Below are 16,940 nucleotides of genomic sequence, written 5' to 3'. Positions count from 1 at the left end.
ATGAGAATATTTGGTCTGGAACGGCGAGATATCGGCCTGATATACAACTTTTTTGTGCTCAACGTCCGCGACAAGTATCTCGGTTCGCGGTTGGGCAGCGTATGGGCGATTGCCAATCCGCTGTGCATGCTTGGCATCTTCACCTTCGTATTTGGCTTCGTCTACAAGGCAAAACTGCCAGGTGCGGATACGACACTGGCATATGTGACGTGGTTGATCAGCGGTTACGGCCCCTGGATCGCCCTGTCGGAGGCATTGATGGCCGGAACCATGTCCGTGGTTTCGGCATCGGGCCTGGTAAAGAATCTCGCCTTCAAGACGGAAATTCTGCCGTTGGCAGCCGTGGCGACGGGGGTCGTGCCGTTGACGGTCAGCCTCGTGTTTCTGACGATTTTGCTGGTCGCGGATGGCTCGATGCCGAGTTGGCATGTTGCCTGGATTCCACTGGTTATCCTGTTGCAGTTTTTCTTCATCGCGGCCATTGCACTGTGGTTGTCGGCGATCACGGTTTTCGTGCGGGATATCAGCTTCGTGTTGCCCAGCGTGCTGACGGTCCTGATGTTTGCGACACCGGTCTTCTACGCACTGGACATGATGCCGCAAGTGGTGCGCCGGGTATCCGAGTTCAATCCGCTCTATATCATCGTTGAAGGTTATCGGCAGCCGTTGATTCATCATGCCAGCCCGTCTGCATGGGGATTGGCCTATGTGTTCGGGCTTTCGTTGGTTATTTTCTATAGCGGCATGAAGGCATTCCGCCGCGTAAAGGGCAATTTCGAGGGGGCGTTGTGACGGTAGCCAGATATACGGAGGCCCGCGCATCTGGTCTGGCCCGGCATTTCGATGCGGTCATCATCCTTACGGATCAGCCCTGGCGGGAGGACCCGCTGGATCCGCGGTACGTCAGAGCGCAGCATTTCGCCGGGCAGTTGCCGGTAGTGGTCGTGGAGCCAGGCTCGGTTACGCCAACCGGGCCGCTACGAATGTCTGGCGGCATAGAGGTCGTTGCCATGACTGCTCAGCCGACGCACGAAGCGGTCGATCGGTTGACTGAAGCCTTGCATGAGCACTCTATCCGGCGCCCCTTGTTCTGGCTGGAAGATTGTCGCGCTTATCTGGAACTGTTGGATTGCTGGCCCAACGCGATGACGGTCTATCGCGCGAGCGGGGGAGGCGTTGCGGTAGGCGCTGGCGCGACGGTCGCGCTTCGTGAGGCGGCGACCTTGTTCCGCCAGGCTATGCCCCGTTATGTGCATCTGCTTGTCGCGACCGATGAGCACGTAGCGGCCACCTATCGCCGGTATGGGGAGTATGCGGGTCGTATCGAGGTATTGGCGGATGCCTACGGGTCGAATTTCGGTCAATATCTGAGCGTACCGCAGGAGGCAGTACCGTCGAGATCGGTTCTTTACCATGGCCCGATCGACGACGCGCTCGACTATGAACTCTTGCATCAATTGGTGCATCTGCTGCCCGACTGGAAATTCGTTTTTTGCGGCGCCGCCGATGATCAACTGCCGGCTTGGCGGGGATTGGTTGCGCATGACAATGTGTCACATACGCCAACGCCGAGCGCTGCGGATTTTGGCGCGCAGTGTGCGGATGCCATGGCTGGCATCCTGCCTTTCAACATGGACGCTCGTTGGACGTCGCGTCGGAGGGCTGCACGGGCTTTATATGAAGCGGCCGGGCTGCCAGTCCTGGATAGGGCCGAGGGTGAGTGCCAGTTGCAGGCGCAGGCGTGGGTGGCGGCGCTGCATAGCTCGTTGGCGGAAGGGCGGGCGGAGGCAGGTGCCGATCAGGAGCCCGGCTCCTCGTTGCTGGATGCGACAAGCCATGGCGCGGTGCTTGGCGCAATGGTGGAGGACGCCTACCTGGCATTGTTGCGGCGGCCTCTCGATCACCGCCTGAACATTCTTGTGTTGTACGACGATCGTTGGACGCATATTGGAACCGTCGAAGAGCACCTGGGTTCTTTTCAGAAATATTCCCGCCACAACATATTCTATCTCCCGGTGACTCGACAGTCGCCCGAGCAGGATCGGCGCCTGGCGGCGGAGATCGACCTGTCGGTTTTCGATGTGGTCATCATTCATTATGCCGTTCGCCTGTCGTTGAAGGATTATTTGCCCGAGCCCATGGCGCTGCGAATCCGGCGCTTCACCGGGCTGAAGGTCCTCTTCATCCAGGATGAATACGATACGACCAATACGGCGAAGGCCTGGATCAAGCGCCTGGCTCTCGACATGGTCTATACCTGCGTGCCGCCGGCTGGCCGCGAATATGTCTACCCCGCCAGCGACTTCCACCGGACCGAGTTCCTGTCTACCCTGACGGGCTACGTGCCCGAGGATCCATCGCTGGGTCAGTACCTGCTTCCTCTGCGTGAGCGCGAGATCCTGGTGGCATATCGCGGCCGAATGTTGCCATATTTCTATGGCAGCCTGGGATGGCAAAAGTATCGGATAGGTGTGGACGTGAAGGCATTGGCGCAAGAGCGCGGGTTGCCGGTCGATATCGAGGTCGACGATACAAAGCGAATCTACGGTACGGACTGGTATCGCTTCCTGGGTTCGGCGCGCGCAACGCTGGGTACGGAAAGCGGATCCAACGTCTTTGATTTCGATGGCAATGTGCGCAGCGAGATAGAACGGCGTCTCGCGCAGAATCCCGATCTGCCATTCGCGGAACTCTATAACGAGTTGCTCGAGCCGCTGGAGCGGAATATCCGCATGAACCAGATTTCGCCCAAGATATTCGAGGCGATTCGTTTGCGAACGGCATTGGTCCTGTTCGAAGGGGAATACTCTGGCGCGCTGACGCCCGGCGTGCACTATATTGCGCTGAGCCAGGACTACGCCAATATCGATGAAGTCTTCGCGCGCCTGCAGGACCTGGATTTCCTGGAAAGGATGACGGAGCGGGCCTATGAGGACATCGTGGCCAGCGGGAGATACTCGTACCGCAGTTTCGTGGAAGGGGTGGACGCGGATATCGAGCAACGGTGGCTGTGCGGGCCGCGCGCCCGCATTTATGCGGCGCCGGTACTGGCTACAGACCGGCACGGCGCTGCCCATGTGATCATGCCCTCCGGCACGTCCGGCTGGTGCCTGTCCACTTCCATTCTGTCAGGTAGCCTGCAGCGCGAGCAACTGGCTGGACATATGTCCACCGCCATGGGGAATTGGGCGCAAATCATGCTTGCCGAACGCAAAGCGGCCCGGCGCGCATACTTGCGCGCACAGCCGCGGCGATATGCCGGGGCGGCTTACCGTCGCAGCATTGCATTGGCAAGGAGGGTATGGCATCGCATCCCGATGCCGGCGGCCTTCCGTCGCCAGGTCGTACGTGGCGTACGTGCCGTTAAAACCCGCTTGATGGGGCGCTGAGCATGTGCGAAGGCCAAGCTGAACTCGATGGCGCGCCACGCGGGAGGATGGCGCGATGAGACGCGTGGAACGTTTGCTGCTCGTCTGCTACTACGATCCAAATGGGATCGAAACCGTTCTCGACAACATCGGGTACGTCAAGGCGTATTCGGCCTTCCACGTCGATATCCTGAATCTCTTTGGCGCCGCCTCCGCCCTGACGCGCGGTGAAGGATATCGTCTGGAGGCCTATGATGGCGTCATTATTCACAACACGATTTCCTACAATCCTGCCAACCTCGAGTCGATAGACCGCCAGTTTGTTCCGGCATTGAGTCAGTATGAGGGCGTGAAGATAATCTTCAAGCAGGATGAGCAATATCGCACCCTTGCGGTGGCCGAGTTCATCGGCAGCCGCGCTTTCGATCTGGTGTTCACCTGTGTGGACGCGCAGGAACGTGCCAAGGTATATCCTCCTGACGTGGTTGGCGACCGGGTCGTTTTTCGGCAGATGTATACCGGATACGTGACGCCGAAGCTGCGTGCCCGGACGACGACCGGAGTTGAACGCGACATCGATATTTCTTATCGTGGCTCGTTGCAGCCGCTGTATTTTGGCCGGCTGGCATACGACAAGCGCCGCATCGGCGACGAGGTCTTGCATGCCGCGCAAGGCACCGGCCTGAAAACGGATATTTCGAGTCGCTGGGAAGACCGGCTCATGGGCGAAGACTGGTTTCGCTTCCTCGCTAGATCGAAGAGCACGCTGGGTGTTGAATCAGGAGCCAGCATCTTCGACTTCGATGGTGCGGTCGAGAAATTGTGCGGCGAGTTGGAGCAGCGTCGCGGCGATTTCACGGACGAACACAAGTACAGTGAATGGGTTCTGCAGCAGCTGGAGCCCTACGAAGGAAACGTCTACTACAACCAGATATCGCCGCGCCACTTCGAGGCGGGCGCTGCCCGTACATTGCAGGTCATGTACGAAGGCCGCTATTCCGACATTCTCCAGCCGTGGAAGCATTTCGTGCCGCTGCGCAAGGATCTCGGTAATTTCCAGCAGGTGTGCGAGTATGTGCTCGATCCACGGCTACGGGGTGAAATCGTCGATCGCGTCTATGACGAAATTATCGCCAATCCGATCTATTCGATGAAGCATTTCATCGGGGAGTTGGATCAGGCTGTGGCCGAGGCGTTGGAGCGCAAGCCGAACCGCGCGGCGCCTACTCGGCGCGTGCCGGCTGACGGGCGTGACAACGTGTTGTTGCTGTGTGCGCATCCGCCCGCCGCCGACCCACGGATAGGCTGGGTTGCCGATTTCGCGCCTGCCGGCATTCGCGTGCATGTGATGGGGGTGGCGGACGATATCGCCGTTCCCCTTGTCCGCCAACGCGCGCAGGGCGGGTTGGAAATCACGCAGCCCAGGGGCACTGGCGCCGACTGGGAGCGGTTGGCATTGATGCAGGATGAGCAGGGGGCCGGATTGGATGTCCTTTGCCGCTTGCGGATGCTGGAGCAGATGTCGCAAGCCCAGTTGAACGTGCTGGTGGACGGCGGTGTGACCGCTGAGCGGGCCTATGAGTTCAACTGGATGTGCAGTTATTTGCGCCGTACGAGCCAGGCGCTTATTGCTGCCGCAATGAATGCGTCCGGATACTCGGCAATAGTCGCTGCAGATTTCGACTCCTTGATCGCCGCTGTCGTGCTCAAGCGGCTGTATGGCATCCCGGTCCTGTACGACGCGCACGAGTTCTGGCCTACTTCACTGGGACCTGCCACGGCGCCCTGGGAGGTTGCATTGTGGCAGCGCCTCGAGCGTCGCCTGCTGTCGGAAGTGGACAAGTCGATTTCGGTGTCGCCTCAACTGGCCGCGCACATGTCGAATTTTTATGGCCATTCCTTCGAGGCGGTGCCCAACTGCGAGCCACTCCAGGCCGCAACGGAGGCGGCGCCGCACCATGCGCCAAGGGACGAGTGCGTGTTTCTGTTTCAGGGGAACTTCATGCCCGGCAGGGGGCTGGCGTTGCTCATCGAGGCGTGGGGCCGTACCCATCCGAGTGCGATCCTGCAATTGCGCGGACCGGACCGGCCCTATAAGCGCGAACTGGAGCGGTTGGCCGAGCGGACAGGCTTGCTGGGTACCCGGATATTCTTTCCCGAGGCTGTTGCCGAAAACGCATTGGTCGCGGCAGCAGCGCAGGCGGATGTCGGGCTGGTGCCGTACGAGCCGACTACGTTGAACAGCAAATATTGCAGTCCAAACAAGCTGTCGCAGTATATGGCGGCGGGCTTGCCCATATTGGCCAATAGGTTGGAGTTCGTGGCGCAGGAGATTTCCCTGGCGGGGTGTGGAAGCGTTGTGGATTTTGCGCACGGTGACGAACTGGTGCGCGTCATCGACCATTACGCTGTCGACTCCCAATTGAGACAGCGCGAGGGCGAGTGTGGCCGGCGATACTTCCGGCAGCATTTCCACTGGGAGGCGGTAAGCGCGCCGCTGTACACTGCGTTGGCATCTCTGTCGGCCCTGCCAGGAAAGCATGAGTCGTTCAGTATCAATGTGGCCGGTATTGGGGACGGAGTTGGCGCTGGTGTCGATCCTCGCCAGGTCTGGAAGCGCACCCTGTCCCGCTTGTGGGGGATGTTACCGACGCCGGCCAAGTCGGCGTTGAAGCCAATGCTGTTGAAATTGATCGCCAGGTTTCGCGGCTAGCCGCTGCCTTACAGGATCGGACGACTTGCTACACTCGTGCCTGCCGTGGCCTGAAAGGGCTGGCAAGCTATTTTCAGACAATCAGCCTTATTGACAATATATGTGCGGAATATTCGGCGCTCTTTGGCACCAGGGGAAGTCGGTCAGTGCGATCGAACAACAGCTTCAAGTAGGTATAGCACGCCAGCAGCATCGAGGCCCCGACGGGCATGGCACATGGATAGACCCGCAGGGGCGATTGGGCTTGGCACATGTGCGTCTGTCTATTATCGACCTGGTGTCGGGCGCGCAACCCATGCGCGGCAATTCGGGTAACGTCATAACGTATAACGGCGAAATCTATAACTATATAGAATTGCGTCGAGAACTCGGTGAGGACAGTTTCGAGACTACCTCGGATACTGAAGTCATTCTGCGTGCGTACGAGAAGTGGGGCGAACGCTGCGTGGATCGTCTGGAGGGTATGTTCGCCTTCGCGATCTGGGATGCGAAGCGCGGTGAGATGTTCGTGGCGCGCGATCGCTTCGGCATCAAACCTTTCTACTATGCCTGTGTCCAGGGCGGGTTCTATTTTGGATCGGAGGTCAAAGCGCTGACGCCGTTCCTGAATCGCGTCGAGACTGATGCCAATGCGCTGCATGACTATTTTGCCTTTCAGTTCTGTCTGGGTGAGAAGACGCTATTTGCTGGTGTGCGCCAGCTCAAACCGGCACACTGCGGCTATGTTGGGCGCGACCTGGAACTGAAACAGCGGCAATACTGGGAAGTGCAATACGATCTCGACTGGGATCATACCGAAAAGTATTTCGTCGAACAGGTGCGAGAGAAGCTGCAGCATTCGGTCGATATGCACATGCGCAGCGACGTCGAGGTTGGCGCCTATATCAGTGGTGGTGTCGATTCGAGCCTTGTCGCGGCGATGGCGCGTCATGGGCGTAGGAGCTCCCGTTTCCAGGGATTTACGGGGAAATTCGCTCTGGGCGACGCCTTCGACGAGTCTCGTTATGCGCAGGCCCTGGCGGACGAGCACGATATCCTGTTGCATCAGGTGGACATCACCGAAGACGACTTCGTCAACGATATCGCGAAGGTAATTTATCACCTTGACCAGCCGGTGGCCGGGCCTGGTTCGTTCCCCCAATACGCTGTGTCACGCCTGGTCAAGGATCATGTCAAGGTGGTATTGGGCGGACAGGGCAGCGACGAGATGTTCGGGGGTTATGCCCGGTATCTGATCGCATACTGGGAACAATGCATCAAGGGTGCCTTGGACGGCACCATGCACAACGGCAATTACATCGTCACCTATGAATCCATCATTCCAAATCTGCGTACGCTGCGCAATTACAAGCCCCTGATTCAGGAGTTCATGGCTGAGGGGATTTTTGATTCACGGGACAAGCGCTATTATCGTCTGATCAACCGCTCCAATACCTTCGGAAACGTCGTCAACTGGGGGATGTTCGAGGGTATCGCATCCTCGTTCGATGATTTCAAGCAGATATTCTGGGGCAAGAATGTCGGCAAGGAATCATACTTCGATTCGATCACCCATTTCGATTTCAAGACGCTGCTGCCAGCCTTGCTGCAGGTAGAAGACCGGATGAGCATGGCGCACGGCATCGAGTCGCGCGTGCCGTTCCTTGATCACAAGCTGATCGAATTGGTCGCGACGGTGCCCGCCAATGTGAAATTCCAGAACGGCGAATTGAAGCGCCTGCTGCGCGTCGCTTTCCAGGATATGCTTCCCCAGGCGATCCGTGAGCGCAAGGACAAGATGGGATTCCCCGTTCCGCTGCAAGTCTGGATGCGCAAAGGCGGCAAAGCGCGCGAGTTCATTCTTGACACGTTCCGGAGCCAGAATGCGCGCAGCCGCGCCTATTTGGCTCCCGGTTTCGATATCGAGAAAATGATGGAGCAAGAGGGGCTGTTCAGTCGCAATATCTGGGCATTCCTGAGCCTGGAACTTTGGCAACAGCAGTTCCATGATGTACACAGGCAAACAATCTAGGCAACAAATCAAGCATTGAGGCACAGTCATGAAGAAAGTATTTATTACGGGTATTTGCGGCCAGATCGGCTCGCACATCGCGGAGCTCCTGCTCGAGCGTGGCGACAAGGTGGTTGGGATCGATAATTTCGCCACCGGCCGTCGCGAGCACCTCAAGGACCATCCCAATCTCACGTTCGTCGAAGGGTCGATTGCCGACCACGCCCTGGTCAACCAGCTGATCGGCGACCTGCAGCCCGACGCAGTCGTGCATACCGCCGCGTCGTACAAGGATCCCGACGATTGGTACAACGATACGCTGACCAATTGCGTCGGCGGTTCGAACGTCGTTCAAGCGGCGAAGAAGAACAATGTCGGCCGCTTCGTGTATTTCCAGACCGCCCTGTGCTACGGCGTCAAGCCGATCCAGCAGCCGGTGCGCCTGGATCATCCGCGCAACCCGGCCAACAGCAGCTATGCGATCTCCAAGTCGGCGAACGAGGATTATCTGGAGTATTCGGGCCTGGATTTCGTGACTTTCCGCCTGGCCAACGTGGTCGGTCCGCGCAACGTCAGCGGCCCGCTGCCGATCTTCTTCCAGCGCCTGTCCGAAGGCAAGAAGTGCTTCGTGACCAAGGCCCGCCGTGATTTCGTCTTCGTCAAGGACCTGGCCCGCGCGACGGTGCGTGCCGTCGACGGCGTCGGGCACGGCGCCTATCATTTCTCGTCGGGCACCGACGTCGCCATCAAGGAACTGTACGACGCCGTCGTCGAGGCAATGGCCCTGCCGTCCTATCCGGAACCCGAGATCCGCGAGCTGGGGCCGGACGATGCGCCGTCGATCCTGCTGGATCCGTCGCGCACCATCCAGGACTTCGGCAAGATCGAGTTCACGCCGCTCAAAGAGACCGTCGCCGCCGCTGTGGCGTATTTTCGCGAGTATGGTGTTTCGGGCGGCTACACCCATTTGAAGATCAACGAGAACAAGTGATCCCATGCGTATTCTGATCACCGGAGGCGCGGGTTGCCTGGGCTCGAACCTGATCGAGCACTGGTTGCCGCAGGGCCACGAAATCCTGGTCATCGACAACTTCGCGACCGGCAAGCGGGAGGTTCTGCCGCCCGTGGCCGGATTGAGCGTCATCGAAGGCTCGGTCACGGACGCCGGCTTGCTCGAACGCGCGTTCGATTCGTTCAAGCCGACGCATGTCGTGCACAGCGCGGCCGCGTACAAGGATCCCGACGACTGGGCCGAGGACGCCGCGACCAATGTGCAGGGCACGATCAACGTGGCCAAGGCGGCATCGAAGGCCGGCGTGAAGCGCCTGTTGAATTTCCAGACCGCGCTGTGCTACGGACGCCCGGCGACGGTACCGATTCCGATCGACAGCCCGACGGCCCCCTTTACCAGCTACGGCATTTCCAAGACGGCAGGTGAAGCGTTCCTGATGATGAGCGACGTGCCCGTGGTGTCGCTGCGCCTGGCCAACGTCACCGGGCCGCGCCTTGCCATTGGCCCGATCCCGACCTTCTACAAGCGCCTGAAGGCGGGGCAGAAGTGTTTCTGCAGCGATACGGTGCGCGACTTCCTCGATATGTCGGATTTCCTGGCGATTGCCGACCTGAGCCTGGAAGAGGGCCGGCCGACGGGCGTTTTCAACGTATCGACGGGTGAAGGGCATTCGATCAAGGAAGTGTTCGACGTTGTGCTGGACTATGTCGGCGCTACCTTGGCGGAGCCCGTGCCTGTCGTTCCTCCCGGGGCCGATGACGTGCCCAGCGTGGTCCTCGATCCTTCCAGGACCGAAGCCGAATTCGGCTGGAAGGCCAAGGTCGATTTCAAGGACACGATTACCGGGCAACTGGCCTGGTACGACAAATATGGTGTGACGGACATTTTCAGCCATCTGTCCGCGCCCAAGACCTGAAGAGTTGCCAGTCATCATGAATGCATCGAAATTAGCCAATACCAACGTCATGGTCGTCGGCGGCGCCGGCTTCGTGGGAAGCAATCTGGTCAAACGCCTGCTCGAGCTGGGTGTGAACCAGGTGCACGTCGTCGACAATTTGCTGTCGGCCGAGAAAATCAATGTGCCGGATCACCCCGCCGTGCGCTTCTCCGAAACGTCCATTACCGACGATGCCCTGCTCGTGTCGCTGCAGGACGAATACGACTACGTGTTCCACCTCGCGACCTATCATGGCAATCAGAGTTCCATCCATGATCCGCTGGCCGATCATGAGAACAACACGCTGACGACGCTGAAGCTGTATGAGCGCTTGAAGCATTTCAAGCGCTTGAAGAAAGTCGTGTATTCGGCCGCGGGTTGTTCGATCGCGGAGAAGACCTTCGACGACGCCAAGGCAACCGAAGAAACCGACATAGTGTCGCTGCACAACAACGACAGCCCGTATTCGATGTCGAAGATTTTCGGCGAGTTCTACTCCGTCTATTATCACAAGCAGCACCAATTGCCGACGGTGCGCGCGCGCTTCCAGAATGTGTACGGTCCGGGAGAAATCCTGGGTGCGGGCCGCTGGCGCGGCACGCCCGCCACGGTGTGGCGCAACGTGACGCCGACCTTTGTCTACAAGGCTCTCAAGGGAATGCCCTTGCCGTTGGAGAACGGCGGCGTGGCGACTCGCGACTTCATTTTCGTCGAGGACGTGGCCAACGGGTTGATCGCCTGTGCGGCGGACGGCACGCCGGGCGGTGTCTACAACATCGCCAGCGGCAAGGAAACCAGCATTGCGGATCTGGCTGCCAAGATCAATGAGATTACCGGGAATGAAACGGAGCTGGATCGTCTGCCGAAGCGTCCCTGGGATAATTCGGGCAAGCGTTTTGGCAGCCCGGAGAAGGCGCGTCGTGAGTTGGGTTTTGCCGCCGAGGTGTCAATTGACGAGGGCCTGCGCAGGACCATTGAGTGGACCAAGGCTAACTTGGCCATAATCGAACGGATTATGCAGAAGCATAATTCGGAGTTGGCCGCTTACGGCAAGTAAGAGTCCGGGATAGACTCCGGAGCCCGAACAGTTCCCGGCCCGGCAAACTCAGCATGGTCTTCTCAAGAAAGAGGAGGCATGCCATGATGGCCTGGGTCCGGGGGCGCATCAATGATCTGGCGCTCAGGGATAAGCTGCTTTGGATGCTGGGTTGCCGGGGAGACGAATGAACGACGACCGGAAGGCGCCACGCGGGCAAATTGTGTGGAGGCCGGTCCCATCTTGCTGACGTAAAGCGGCGCACAAAGTCTCACCCAGAGCGGCGCTGGCAACGTCGACTTGGCGATGGGTAGGAGGCCCGGCCCTACCCGAACCGTCGCGCTTCCTGCTCTTCGCAGATAGACGGGGTTCATGCAGGAGTGGCCCTGGCCGACCTAGTGCTGGGCGCTAGCGCGTTTCACCGATCGTACTGACTCGATCGACGAGAGGACAACGTAACAATGTGGATCGGGGCCATCGATCGAAATACGATCCTGCTGTTGGAACGTATTGGTACGTATGGTACCGGGGCGAATATCGAACTTCTCGTCGCCGATCTGTAGATACGACTGCGTACAGCCTGCCATGCCCGAAATACTGACCTGCAGTTCAGCGTTTTTGCGGCTCGATGAGACCTGCATTTCCAGCGGGGCGCGTTCCGGGACGGTGCCCACATAATTCGGCATGTGCGCAAATTTCTCTGCTTGGTCAGCCAGCCTTATTTGAAGTAAACCCCCTCCATCTCGCGTTATCTGCAGGTCGCGACCTTTCATGTAGATGAAGGGGTCGTATTTGACCATTCGTTGCGCGATATACCAGACATCCGTGGTTCCAGTAAACCGATGACCTTTGCCGGCCAGAACCTCGTCCAACGAGATGGCCGACAGTAAATCATTTTGTTTCGCGAGCCATAGCGAACCCCAGGTAATGTCTACATAGCGCCATTTCTTGTCAATGAATACCTCCGCCGCTGCATGACTGGCTCTGCTATTGGAATTGGGGTCTGTGTACCAGAATCCTACCGATCTGGCCTCTATGCCGAGGCGTTGCATGAACTCGAGAAAGAGGTATTGATGGTTGCCGCAAATGCCAAAGCCACCGTCCAGGCAAATTTCCTGCTGGGACATGTTGGGCTTGATGAAATCTGCGCCTAGCGTGCTTTGATTCCAGCTGTAGCGTGCGCTGCTGGCCAGTGTGCGGATAAGGTTCATCGCTTCCGTTACCACAAACATCTGTGCCAGAGGCGTGATGCTGCCTGGTTCGCTCTTGCCTCCGGGCGTAACGTTGGCTGCACCTTCGCCCGCAGTTCTGATCAGACAAGCGTAGCGTTCCATCGATTCCTTCTGAGTACAGGGGAGCCGACTGCCGTCATAACCTGAAGGCATGGCAAGTCCGGGCCCCGGTAGGGGAGCGCCGGTGTGCACACCATCGGAGGCAGTGGATTCAGCCGTGGTGGCCGGCGCCGTGGAATCGGATGCGGCGGGCGTTGCTGATGTGGCGCGTTGAACAGCGTAGCCGCCGAAACCGGAACAGACCAGTAGAGTCAGCAGCAAGCCGATGGTGTAGCTCTTGCGATTCATGGTAGATACAGTATTGAGAGCGTTGAGACCGACGCTCTTTAAGCCTAGAAATGATCCTGATCGTCAACGCCAAGCACGCCACTAATACAGGCTGCTCAATGTCCGTCGCATTAGCTAGGGAGTTGCCTGCTTGTGCTGAGCTTGGGCTTTTGCCAGCGAAGCTGCGCCCGGGGTAGGGAACCGCAAGAGTGGCGGGTATGTATTTCTTAGTTGAGTAGCGGGAATAATTCCATTGAAGGCCATGAAATATTCGGGGCTAAAAAAGTAATACAACAAATCGGATGGCTTGTACAGGCCATTGTAGACAGAGTTGGAGATTCTTTTCATCACGGCGGTAATGCCGGGGTCGTCGTGCATATAGGCGATTACGAAGTCGCGCGCTGCGGCCCGGTGACCACTCAACAAATCGTCGAATCCGATTTTCACTACCATCCCGACGGTGGGGTCGAGCAGCAAACTGGTTCCCGCGAGGCTGATCATCCCTTGCGCATAATTGCCCGCCGCGCCGCCGTCAAAGCCTAGCATTCGCATTTGGCCTCGCCTGGGGGTCACGTGCAGAGCGTCCAGATAGTTGCCGAGCAACAGCAGATAATTGTCCGAGGTCAAAGAGGGCGCCGTCAGCAGATCGGGTAGCTTATAGGCGGAGAAGCTCCCAAAAGGTGCCGAAGCGTTTGTGGCGATAGTGGCGAAAACCACCCGATGGCCCAGATCGTCGAGTTCCATATTCTTGGTGCGCTCGATGATTTCGGCACGGCACTCATTATAGGCGTCGGTGATATTGGGGAGATCGGTTTTGATTTGCCGAACCAACTCCGGGGTCATACAGCTCAACCCTGCCGTGTCGACGGTCAGCGTTTTCATGGAACGGCTGGAACCCTGGCCTGAGCGGTCGTCTTGCGCCTCAAGGGCCGGTGCGGTCAGAAGGCCCATCAGCAGAAGCCCCACGGCGATAATTGTTGCCACAACAATGGCAGGTTGGCTGGATGGGGTGAGTTTTTGCAGTTTCATGTCTCCTCCTATTTCGCTTTATTCGGCGAACTTGTGCATGGATTCGACAACGAAATCCTCTGCCTTGGCGGCGTATGAGCAGGCATCAGCGCCGTTCCCTTGCGTTCGATGCGAAGACACCGGTTTTTCGCCGGCTGCCCGTCGCTGTGCAGCCGTACTTGCCTTAGGACAAAACCGCGGCGTGCTGCATCCACCGCTGGAAATTCACCCAGCGCCATGCCTGCCAGGAAAACGGCGTTGCGCCGGCGATCATGGCGTCGAACTGCGTCGTGACTTCGGCGTTGCGCAGAAATGGAATGTCCGCGGCGTCCACCAGCCATTGGCGCATCTGGGGCGCTGTAGCCTGCATCCACTGTTGCTCAGGGGTCGCGAAGCCGATTTTATCATCCCTATCCAGGATCAAATCCGGAACAATCCCACGCATTGCCTTGCGGAAAATGTGCTTGGTCTGGCCGTCGTCAGAGACGAGGTAGCGTTCCGGAAGGCCAAGGGAGAATTCCGCCAGATCCTGGGTGAGAAAGGGCACGCGGCTTTCGACGGAGAAGCGCATGGAGTTCCTGTCGCCATGCCGCAGCAGGGCGCCCAGGCCGCGGTGATACAGCGAATGCGCCAGTTCGTTGGCGAGGCGGCGCCCGCGCCGGGGCGTGGCGGCTGCCCAGGCATGCACGGGTTCGCGCATGATCACGCCATGGTCGCGCAAGACCCGCGCATCCAGCCATGAGGGAGCGTGTTGTCTTCCCGTGGCATGCCGCAGGTTGGCCAAGTGGCGGCTGCCGGCGGCCAGGGCGGCGGCCTGCGCCAGGCGGGCGGCCGCGCCGCGGCCTTGCTGCCTCAGCAGTCTGGCGGCGGCGCCAAGGCGGCCGGTCTCCAGAAGGCTGGCGAGACGCTCGGTCGGGTATCCGCCGTACCCGCCCAGCAGTTCGTCCGCGCCCTGGCCATCCAGGGTCACGACGACGCCATGTTCGCGCGCCAGTTTGAAAACCCGGTACTGGGCGTAGATGCTGGTGCTGCCCACGGGTTCGCCCTGCACGCGGATGAGGTCGTCCAGATCGTCCAGCAGTTCGTGCGGGGCAATATGTATCTTGTGGCCGGTAGCGCCGCAATGCTGGTTCACCAGGTCGACCCAGCGCTCTTCCGAGCGACGCGTATCGCCGGAGATGAAGCTGAACGTCTGGATGGGCAGGTCAGGTTCCAGCCAGCGCATGGCACATACGATGGCCGACGAGTCGATACCGCCGGACAGCGCCGCCCCGATCGGGACGTCGCTGCGCAAGTGCAGGCGGACATTGTCCAGGAAGCGGGCGCGCAGTTCCTCGGCCGCCTCCTGGAACCCGATGGGCCGGCATTCCTGCGACGCCGGGGTATCCCACGCCATGGGTTCGTCCGCCTGGCCCGTGCGCAGGTCCAGCGTCAGCAGGTGGCCGGCCGGCAGTTGTCGGATGCCGGCGATGAAGGTATCCGGCGGCTGGTCGTACTGTCCATACGCCAGGTAGTCATAGGCGCGTTGCCAGTTCAGGCGCGGGGCGTGCGGCAGCAGGGCCTGGACGGCCGGCAATTCCGAACCGAACAGCAGGCGTTCCGGGGCCGCGTGGTAGTACATCGGCTTGATGCCGAAGGCATCCCGCGCCAGGGTGAGCGTCTGTTGCCGGCGATCGTACAGCGCGAAGGCGAACATACCCTTGAAGCGGCGTAGCGCGGCGGCGCCCCACTGTTGCCAGGCTGCGAGCAATACCTCTGTGTCGCTGTCGCCGCGGAAGATTGCGCCAATTTGTTGCAGCTCGGATCGCAGTTCCCGGTAATTGTAGATTTCACCGTTGAATACGACGGTCAGGCGATCGGCGTCGCCATGCATGGGTTGGTGGCCGGCTGGGCTCAGGTCGATGACCGCCAGCCGGGTATGGCCCAGCGACAGGCGTCCGCTGGGCGCTGCAAACTGTTCGCTGCCGCAATCGTCGGGGCCCCGGTGGGCCAGCTTCCGTAGTCCGGCGGCAAAGCGCGCGTCGTCGCGATCGTCGTGGTGTCGCCACCAGGCGCCCAATACACCGCACATGATTTCAGGACGTAAGCAAGGAGATGTCGGCCATTGAGTAGGAAATGGGCCTGTATATTGAGTGAGCGATGCTATCATGGCCGGGCTTTGCTGGCGCGGCGACATGAGAATTGCGTACCTGACCTTCGAATTGCCGGACACCCGGACGGGCGTTGGTAAAAAAATACTTGCCCAGGCAAATTTCTGGCGCGCAGCTGGGAATCAGGTGCGGCATTTCGTGCTGCGTTCGCCGGCCTCGTCGGCTCTCGGTGAGGTTGAGTTTCTTTGCCAGCGCCGCCCAGGTGGTCCGATGGTGGGGGCCATGCTGTCCAGCGGGCGTATCTCCGACTCCCTACAAGCCTGGCGGCCTGACGTGATTTATGCTCGGCAAATGCTGTGGTGGCCGGGGGCGTTGCGCGCGCTGCGGGGCGCGCCGCTGATAATCGAATACAACTCGATTGCCAGGAACGAATATCGTTCCAGTTCGAAAATCAAGTATCTGCTGGAAATTATTTCGTCAAAGTATTTTCCACGGCAAGCGCGGGGTATTATCGCGGTCACGCCGGAATTGCTCGCCACGGTGCCGGCGACGCAGGCGGAAGGCGTGGTCATCAGTAATGGCTACGATTTTACGGCGGCAGTGCCGCGCGCCGCGCCGATTAATACGCGAGCGAGGCTGTTGCTGGTGGGCTCTCCTGGCCAGCCGTGGTTGGGAGCGGACAAGATGGTACGCCTGGCAACGCTCATGCCTGAATATGATTTTGACGTGGTGGTTCCTGGTCTGAAGCTGGCGGGCCCGCCGAATCTGTATTTCCACGGCGCGTTGTTCGACGAAGACCTGGCGGCCCGCTATGCCACCACCGACGTTGCGCTGGGCACCTTGGCCTTGCACCGCAAGGGCATGGAGCAGGCCGCGCCGTTGAAGACACGCGAATATCTGGCGCATGGAATTCCGGTGGTGGGCGGTTATGATGACCCGGATCTCGACGGCGCTGCCTATTGGTTGAATATAGGCAATACTGAAGACAATATTGATCGGAATATTGAGAACGTCCGCAATTTCGTGACGCAATGGCGAGGCAGATTGCCTGATCGCGGGGACATCGAGTCCCGGCTGGGTTTTTCGGGCAAGGAGTGCGCGCGGTTAGATTTCTTTGAGCGAGTCCGCCAGCATGCCGGTTAGACGCATTGCGCTGATTACCAATGGATACCCCGACATCTATGCACGGGAGCGGTCGTTCATCCTGCCGGAACTGAGGGCATTGCT

The 16,940-nt window shown here is 59.3% G+C and carries 11 protein-coding genes; 8 read left to right on the top strand and 3 right to left on the bottom strand.

Annotated features, from left to right (window positions below; translation table 11 throughout):
- The 7 genes from CAL11_RS23515 (at position 1) to CAL11_RS23485 (ending at position 11,077) form a co-directional block, all read left to right on the top strand.
- A complete protein-coding gene (locus CAL11_RS23515; RefSeq protein WP_086094422.1) occupies positions 1-792 on the top strand; it encodes an ABC transporter permease in 792 nt (263 codons plus the stop codon).
- A gap of 218 nt (positions 793-1,010) precedes the next feature.
- Positions 1,011-3,389, top strand: coding sequence for a hypothetical protein (locus CAL11_RS23510; RefSeq protein WP_244172883.1), 2,379 nt, complete (start codon positions 1,011-1,013; stop codon positions 3,387-3,389).
- Positions 3,390-3,444: 55 nt separating this feature from the next.
- A complete protein-coding gene (locus tag CAL11_RS23505; protein ID WP_086094420.1) occupies positions 3,445-6,081 on the top strand; it encodes a glycosyltransferase in 2,637 nt (878 codons plus the stop codon).
- Positions 6,082-6,181: 100 nt separating this feature from the next.
- The gene (asnB, locus tag CAL11_RS23500; RefSeq protein WP_086094419.1) at positions 6,182-8,092 is read left to right on the top strand and encodes an asparagine synthase (glutamine-hydrolyzing); all 1,911 of its coding nucleotides are present in this window, start codon (positions 6,182-6,184) and stop codon (positions 8,090-8,092) included.
- A gap of 28 nt (positions 8,093-8,120) precedes the next feature.
- Complete coding sequence (locus tag CAL11_RS23495) at positions 8,121-9,062, top strand: NAD-dependent epimerase/dehydratase family protein (protein WP_003807090.1); 942 nt, start codon at positions 8,121-8,123, stop codon at positions 9,060-9,062.
- 4 nt (positions 9,063-9,066) lie between these two features.
- On the top strand, positions 9,067-9,999 hold the full coding sequence (locus CAL11_RS23490; protein WP_003818383.1) for an NAD-dependent epimerase/dehydratase family protein: 933 nt from the start codon (positions 9,067-9,069) through the stop codon (positions 9,997-9,999).
- Between the two features lie 4 nt (positions 10,000-10,003).
- Positions 10,004-11,077: an SDR family oxidoreductase gene (locus CAL11_RS23485; RefSeq protein ID WP_086094418.1), complete on the top strand. Its 1,074-nt coding sequence runs from the start codon at positions 10,004-10,006 to the stop codon at positions 11,075-11,077.
- Between the two features lie 374 nt (positions 11,078-11,451).
- Here CAL11_RS23485 and CAL11_RS23480 read toward each other — a convergent pair whose 3' ends face one another.
- The 3 genes from CAL11_RS23480 to asnB (CAL11_RS23470) all read right to left on the bottom strand — a co-directional run bounded on the left by CAL11_RS23480 (position 11,452) and on the right by asnB (CAL11_RS23470) (position 15,694).
- Positions 11,452-12,636 (bottom strand): transglutaminase domain-containing protein, encoded by a 1,185-nt coding sequence (locus CAL11_RS23480; RefSeq protein WP_086094417.1) that lies wholly within the window; start codon positions 12,634-12,636, stop codon positions 11,452-11,454.
- 114 nt (positions 12,637-12,750) lie between these two features.
- Positions 12,751-13,644, bottom strand: a complete 894-nt coding sequence (locus CAL11_RS23475; RefSeq protein ID WP_244172882.1) for a hypothetical protein — start codon at positions 13,642-13,644, stop codon at positions 12,751-12,753.
- Between the two features lie 163 nt (positions 13,645-13,807).
- Positions 13,808-15,694, bottom strand: a complete 1,887-nt coding sequence (asnB, locus tag CAL11_RS23470) for an asparagine synthase (glutamine-hydrolyzing) (RefSeq protein ID WP_086094416.1) — start codon at positions 15,692-15,694, stop codon at positions 13,808-13,810.
- Positions 15,695-15,755: 61 nt separating this feature from the next.
- Between asnB (CAL11_RS23470) and CAL11_RS23465 the strand changes: the two genes are divergently transcribed.
- Entirely contained in the window at positions 15,756-16,856 is a 1,101-nt protein-coding gene (locus CAL11_RS23465) for a glycosyltransferase (protein ID WP_086094415.1), read from the top strand.
- Positions 16,857-16,940 lie beyond the last annotated feature (84 nt).

It is taken from the genome of Bordetella genomosp. 6, from assembly GCF_002119705.1.
GTDB classification, from domain to species: Bacteria; Pseudomonadota; Gammaproteobacteria; order Burkholderiales; family Burkholderiaceae_B; genus Bordetella; species Bordetella bronchiseptica_F.
The sequence above is the reverse complement of the archived record's forward strand: the minus strand, read 5'-3'. Positions and strand labels throughout refer to the sequence as shown.

Bases quoted from the DNA above. Each gene is read 5' to 3' on its own strand.
- CAL11_RS23495 (WP_003807090.1), top strand. From the start codon at position 8,121: ATGAAGAAAGTATTTATTACGGGTATTTGCGGCCAGATCGGCTCGCAC.
- asnB (WP_086094419.1), top strand. From the start codon at position 6,182: ATGTGCGGAATATTCGGCGCTCTTTGGCACCAGGGGAAGTCGGTCAGT.
- CAL11_RS23475 (WP_244172882.1), bottom strand. From the start codon at position 13,644: ATGAAACTGCAAAAACTCACCCCATCCAGCCAACCTGCCATTGTTGTG.
- asnB (WP_086094416.1), bottom strand. From the start codon at position 15,694: ATGTGCGGTGTATTGGGCGCCTGGTGGCGACACCACGACGATCGCGAC.
- CAL11_RS23505 (WP_086094420.1), top strand. From the start codon at position 3,445: ATGAGACGCGTGGAACGTTTGCTGCTCGTCTGCTACTACGATCCAAAT.
- CAL11_RS23515 (WP_086094422.1), top strand. From the start codon at position 1: ATGAGAATATTTGGTCTGGAACGGCGAGATATCGGCCTGATATACAAC.
- CAL11_RS23490 (WP_003818383.1), top strand. From the start codon at position 9,067: ATGCGTATTCTGATCACCGGAGGCGCGGGTTGCCTGGGCTCGAACCTG.
- CAL11_RS23480 (WP_086094417.1), bottom strand. From the start codon at position 12,636: ATGAATCGCAAGAGCTACACCATCGGCTTGCTGCTGACTCTACTGGTC.
- CAL11_RS23510 (WP_244172883.1), top strand. From the start codon at position 1,011: ATGACTGCTCAGCCGACGCACGAAGCGGTCGATCGGTTGACTGAAGCC.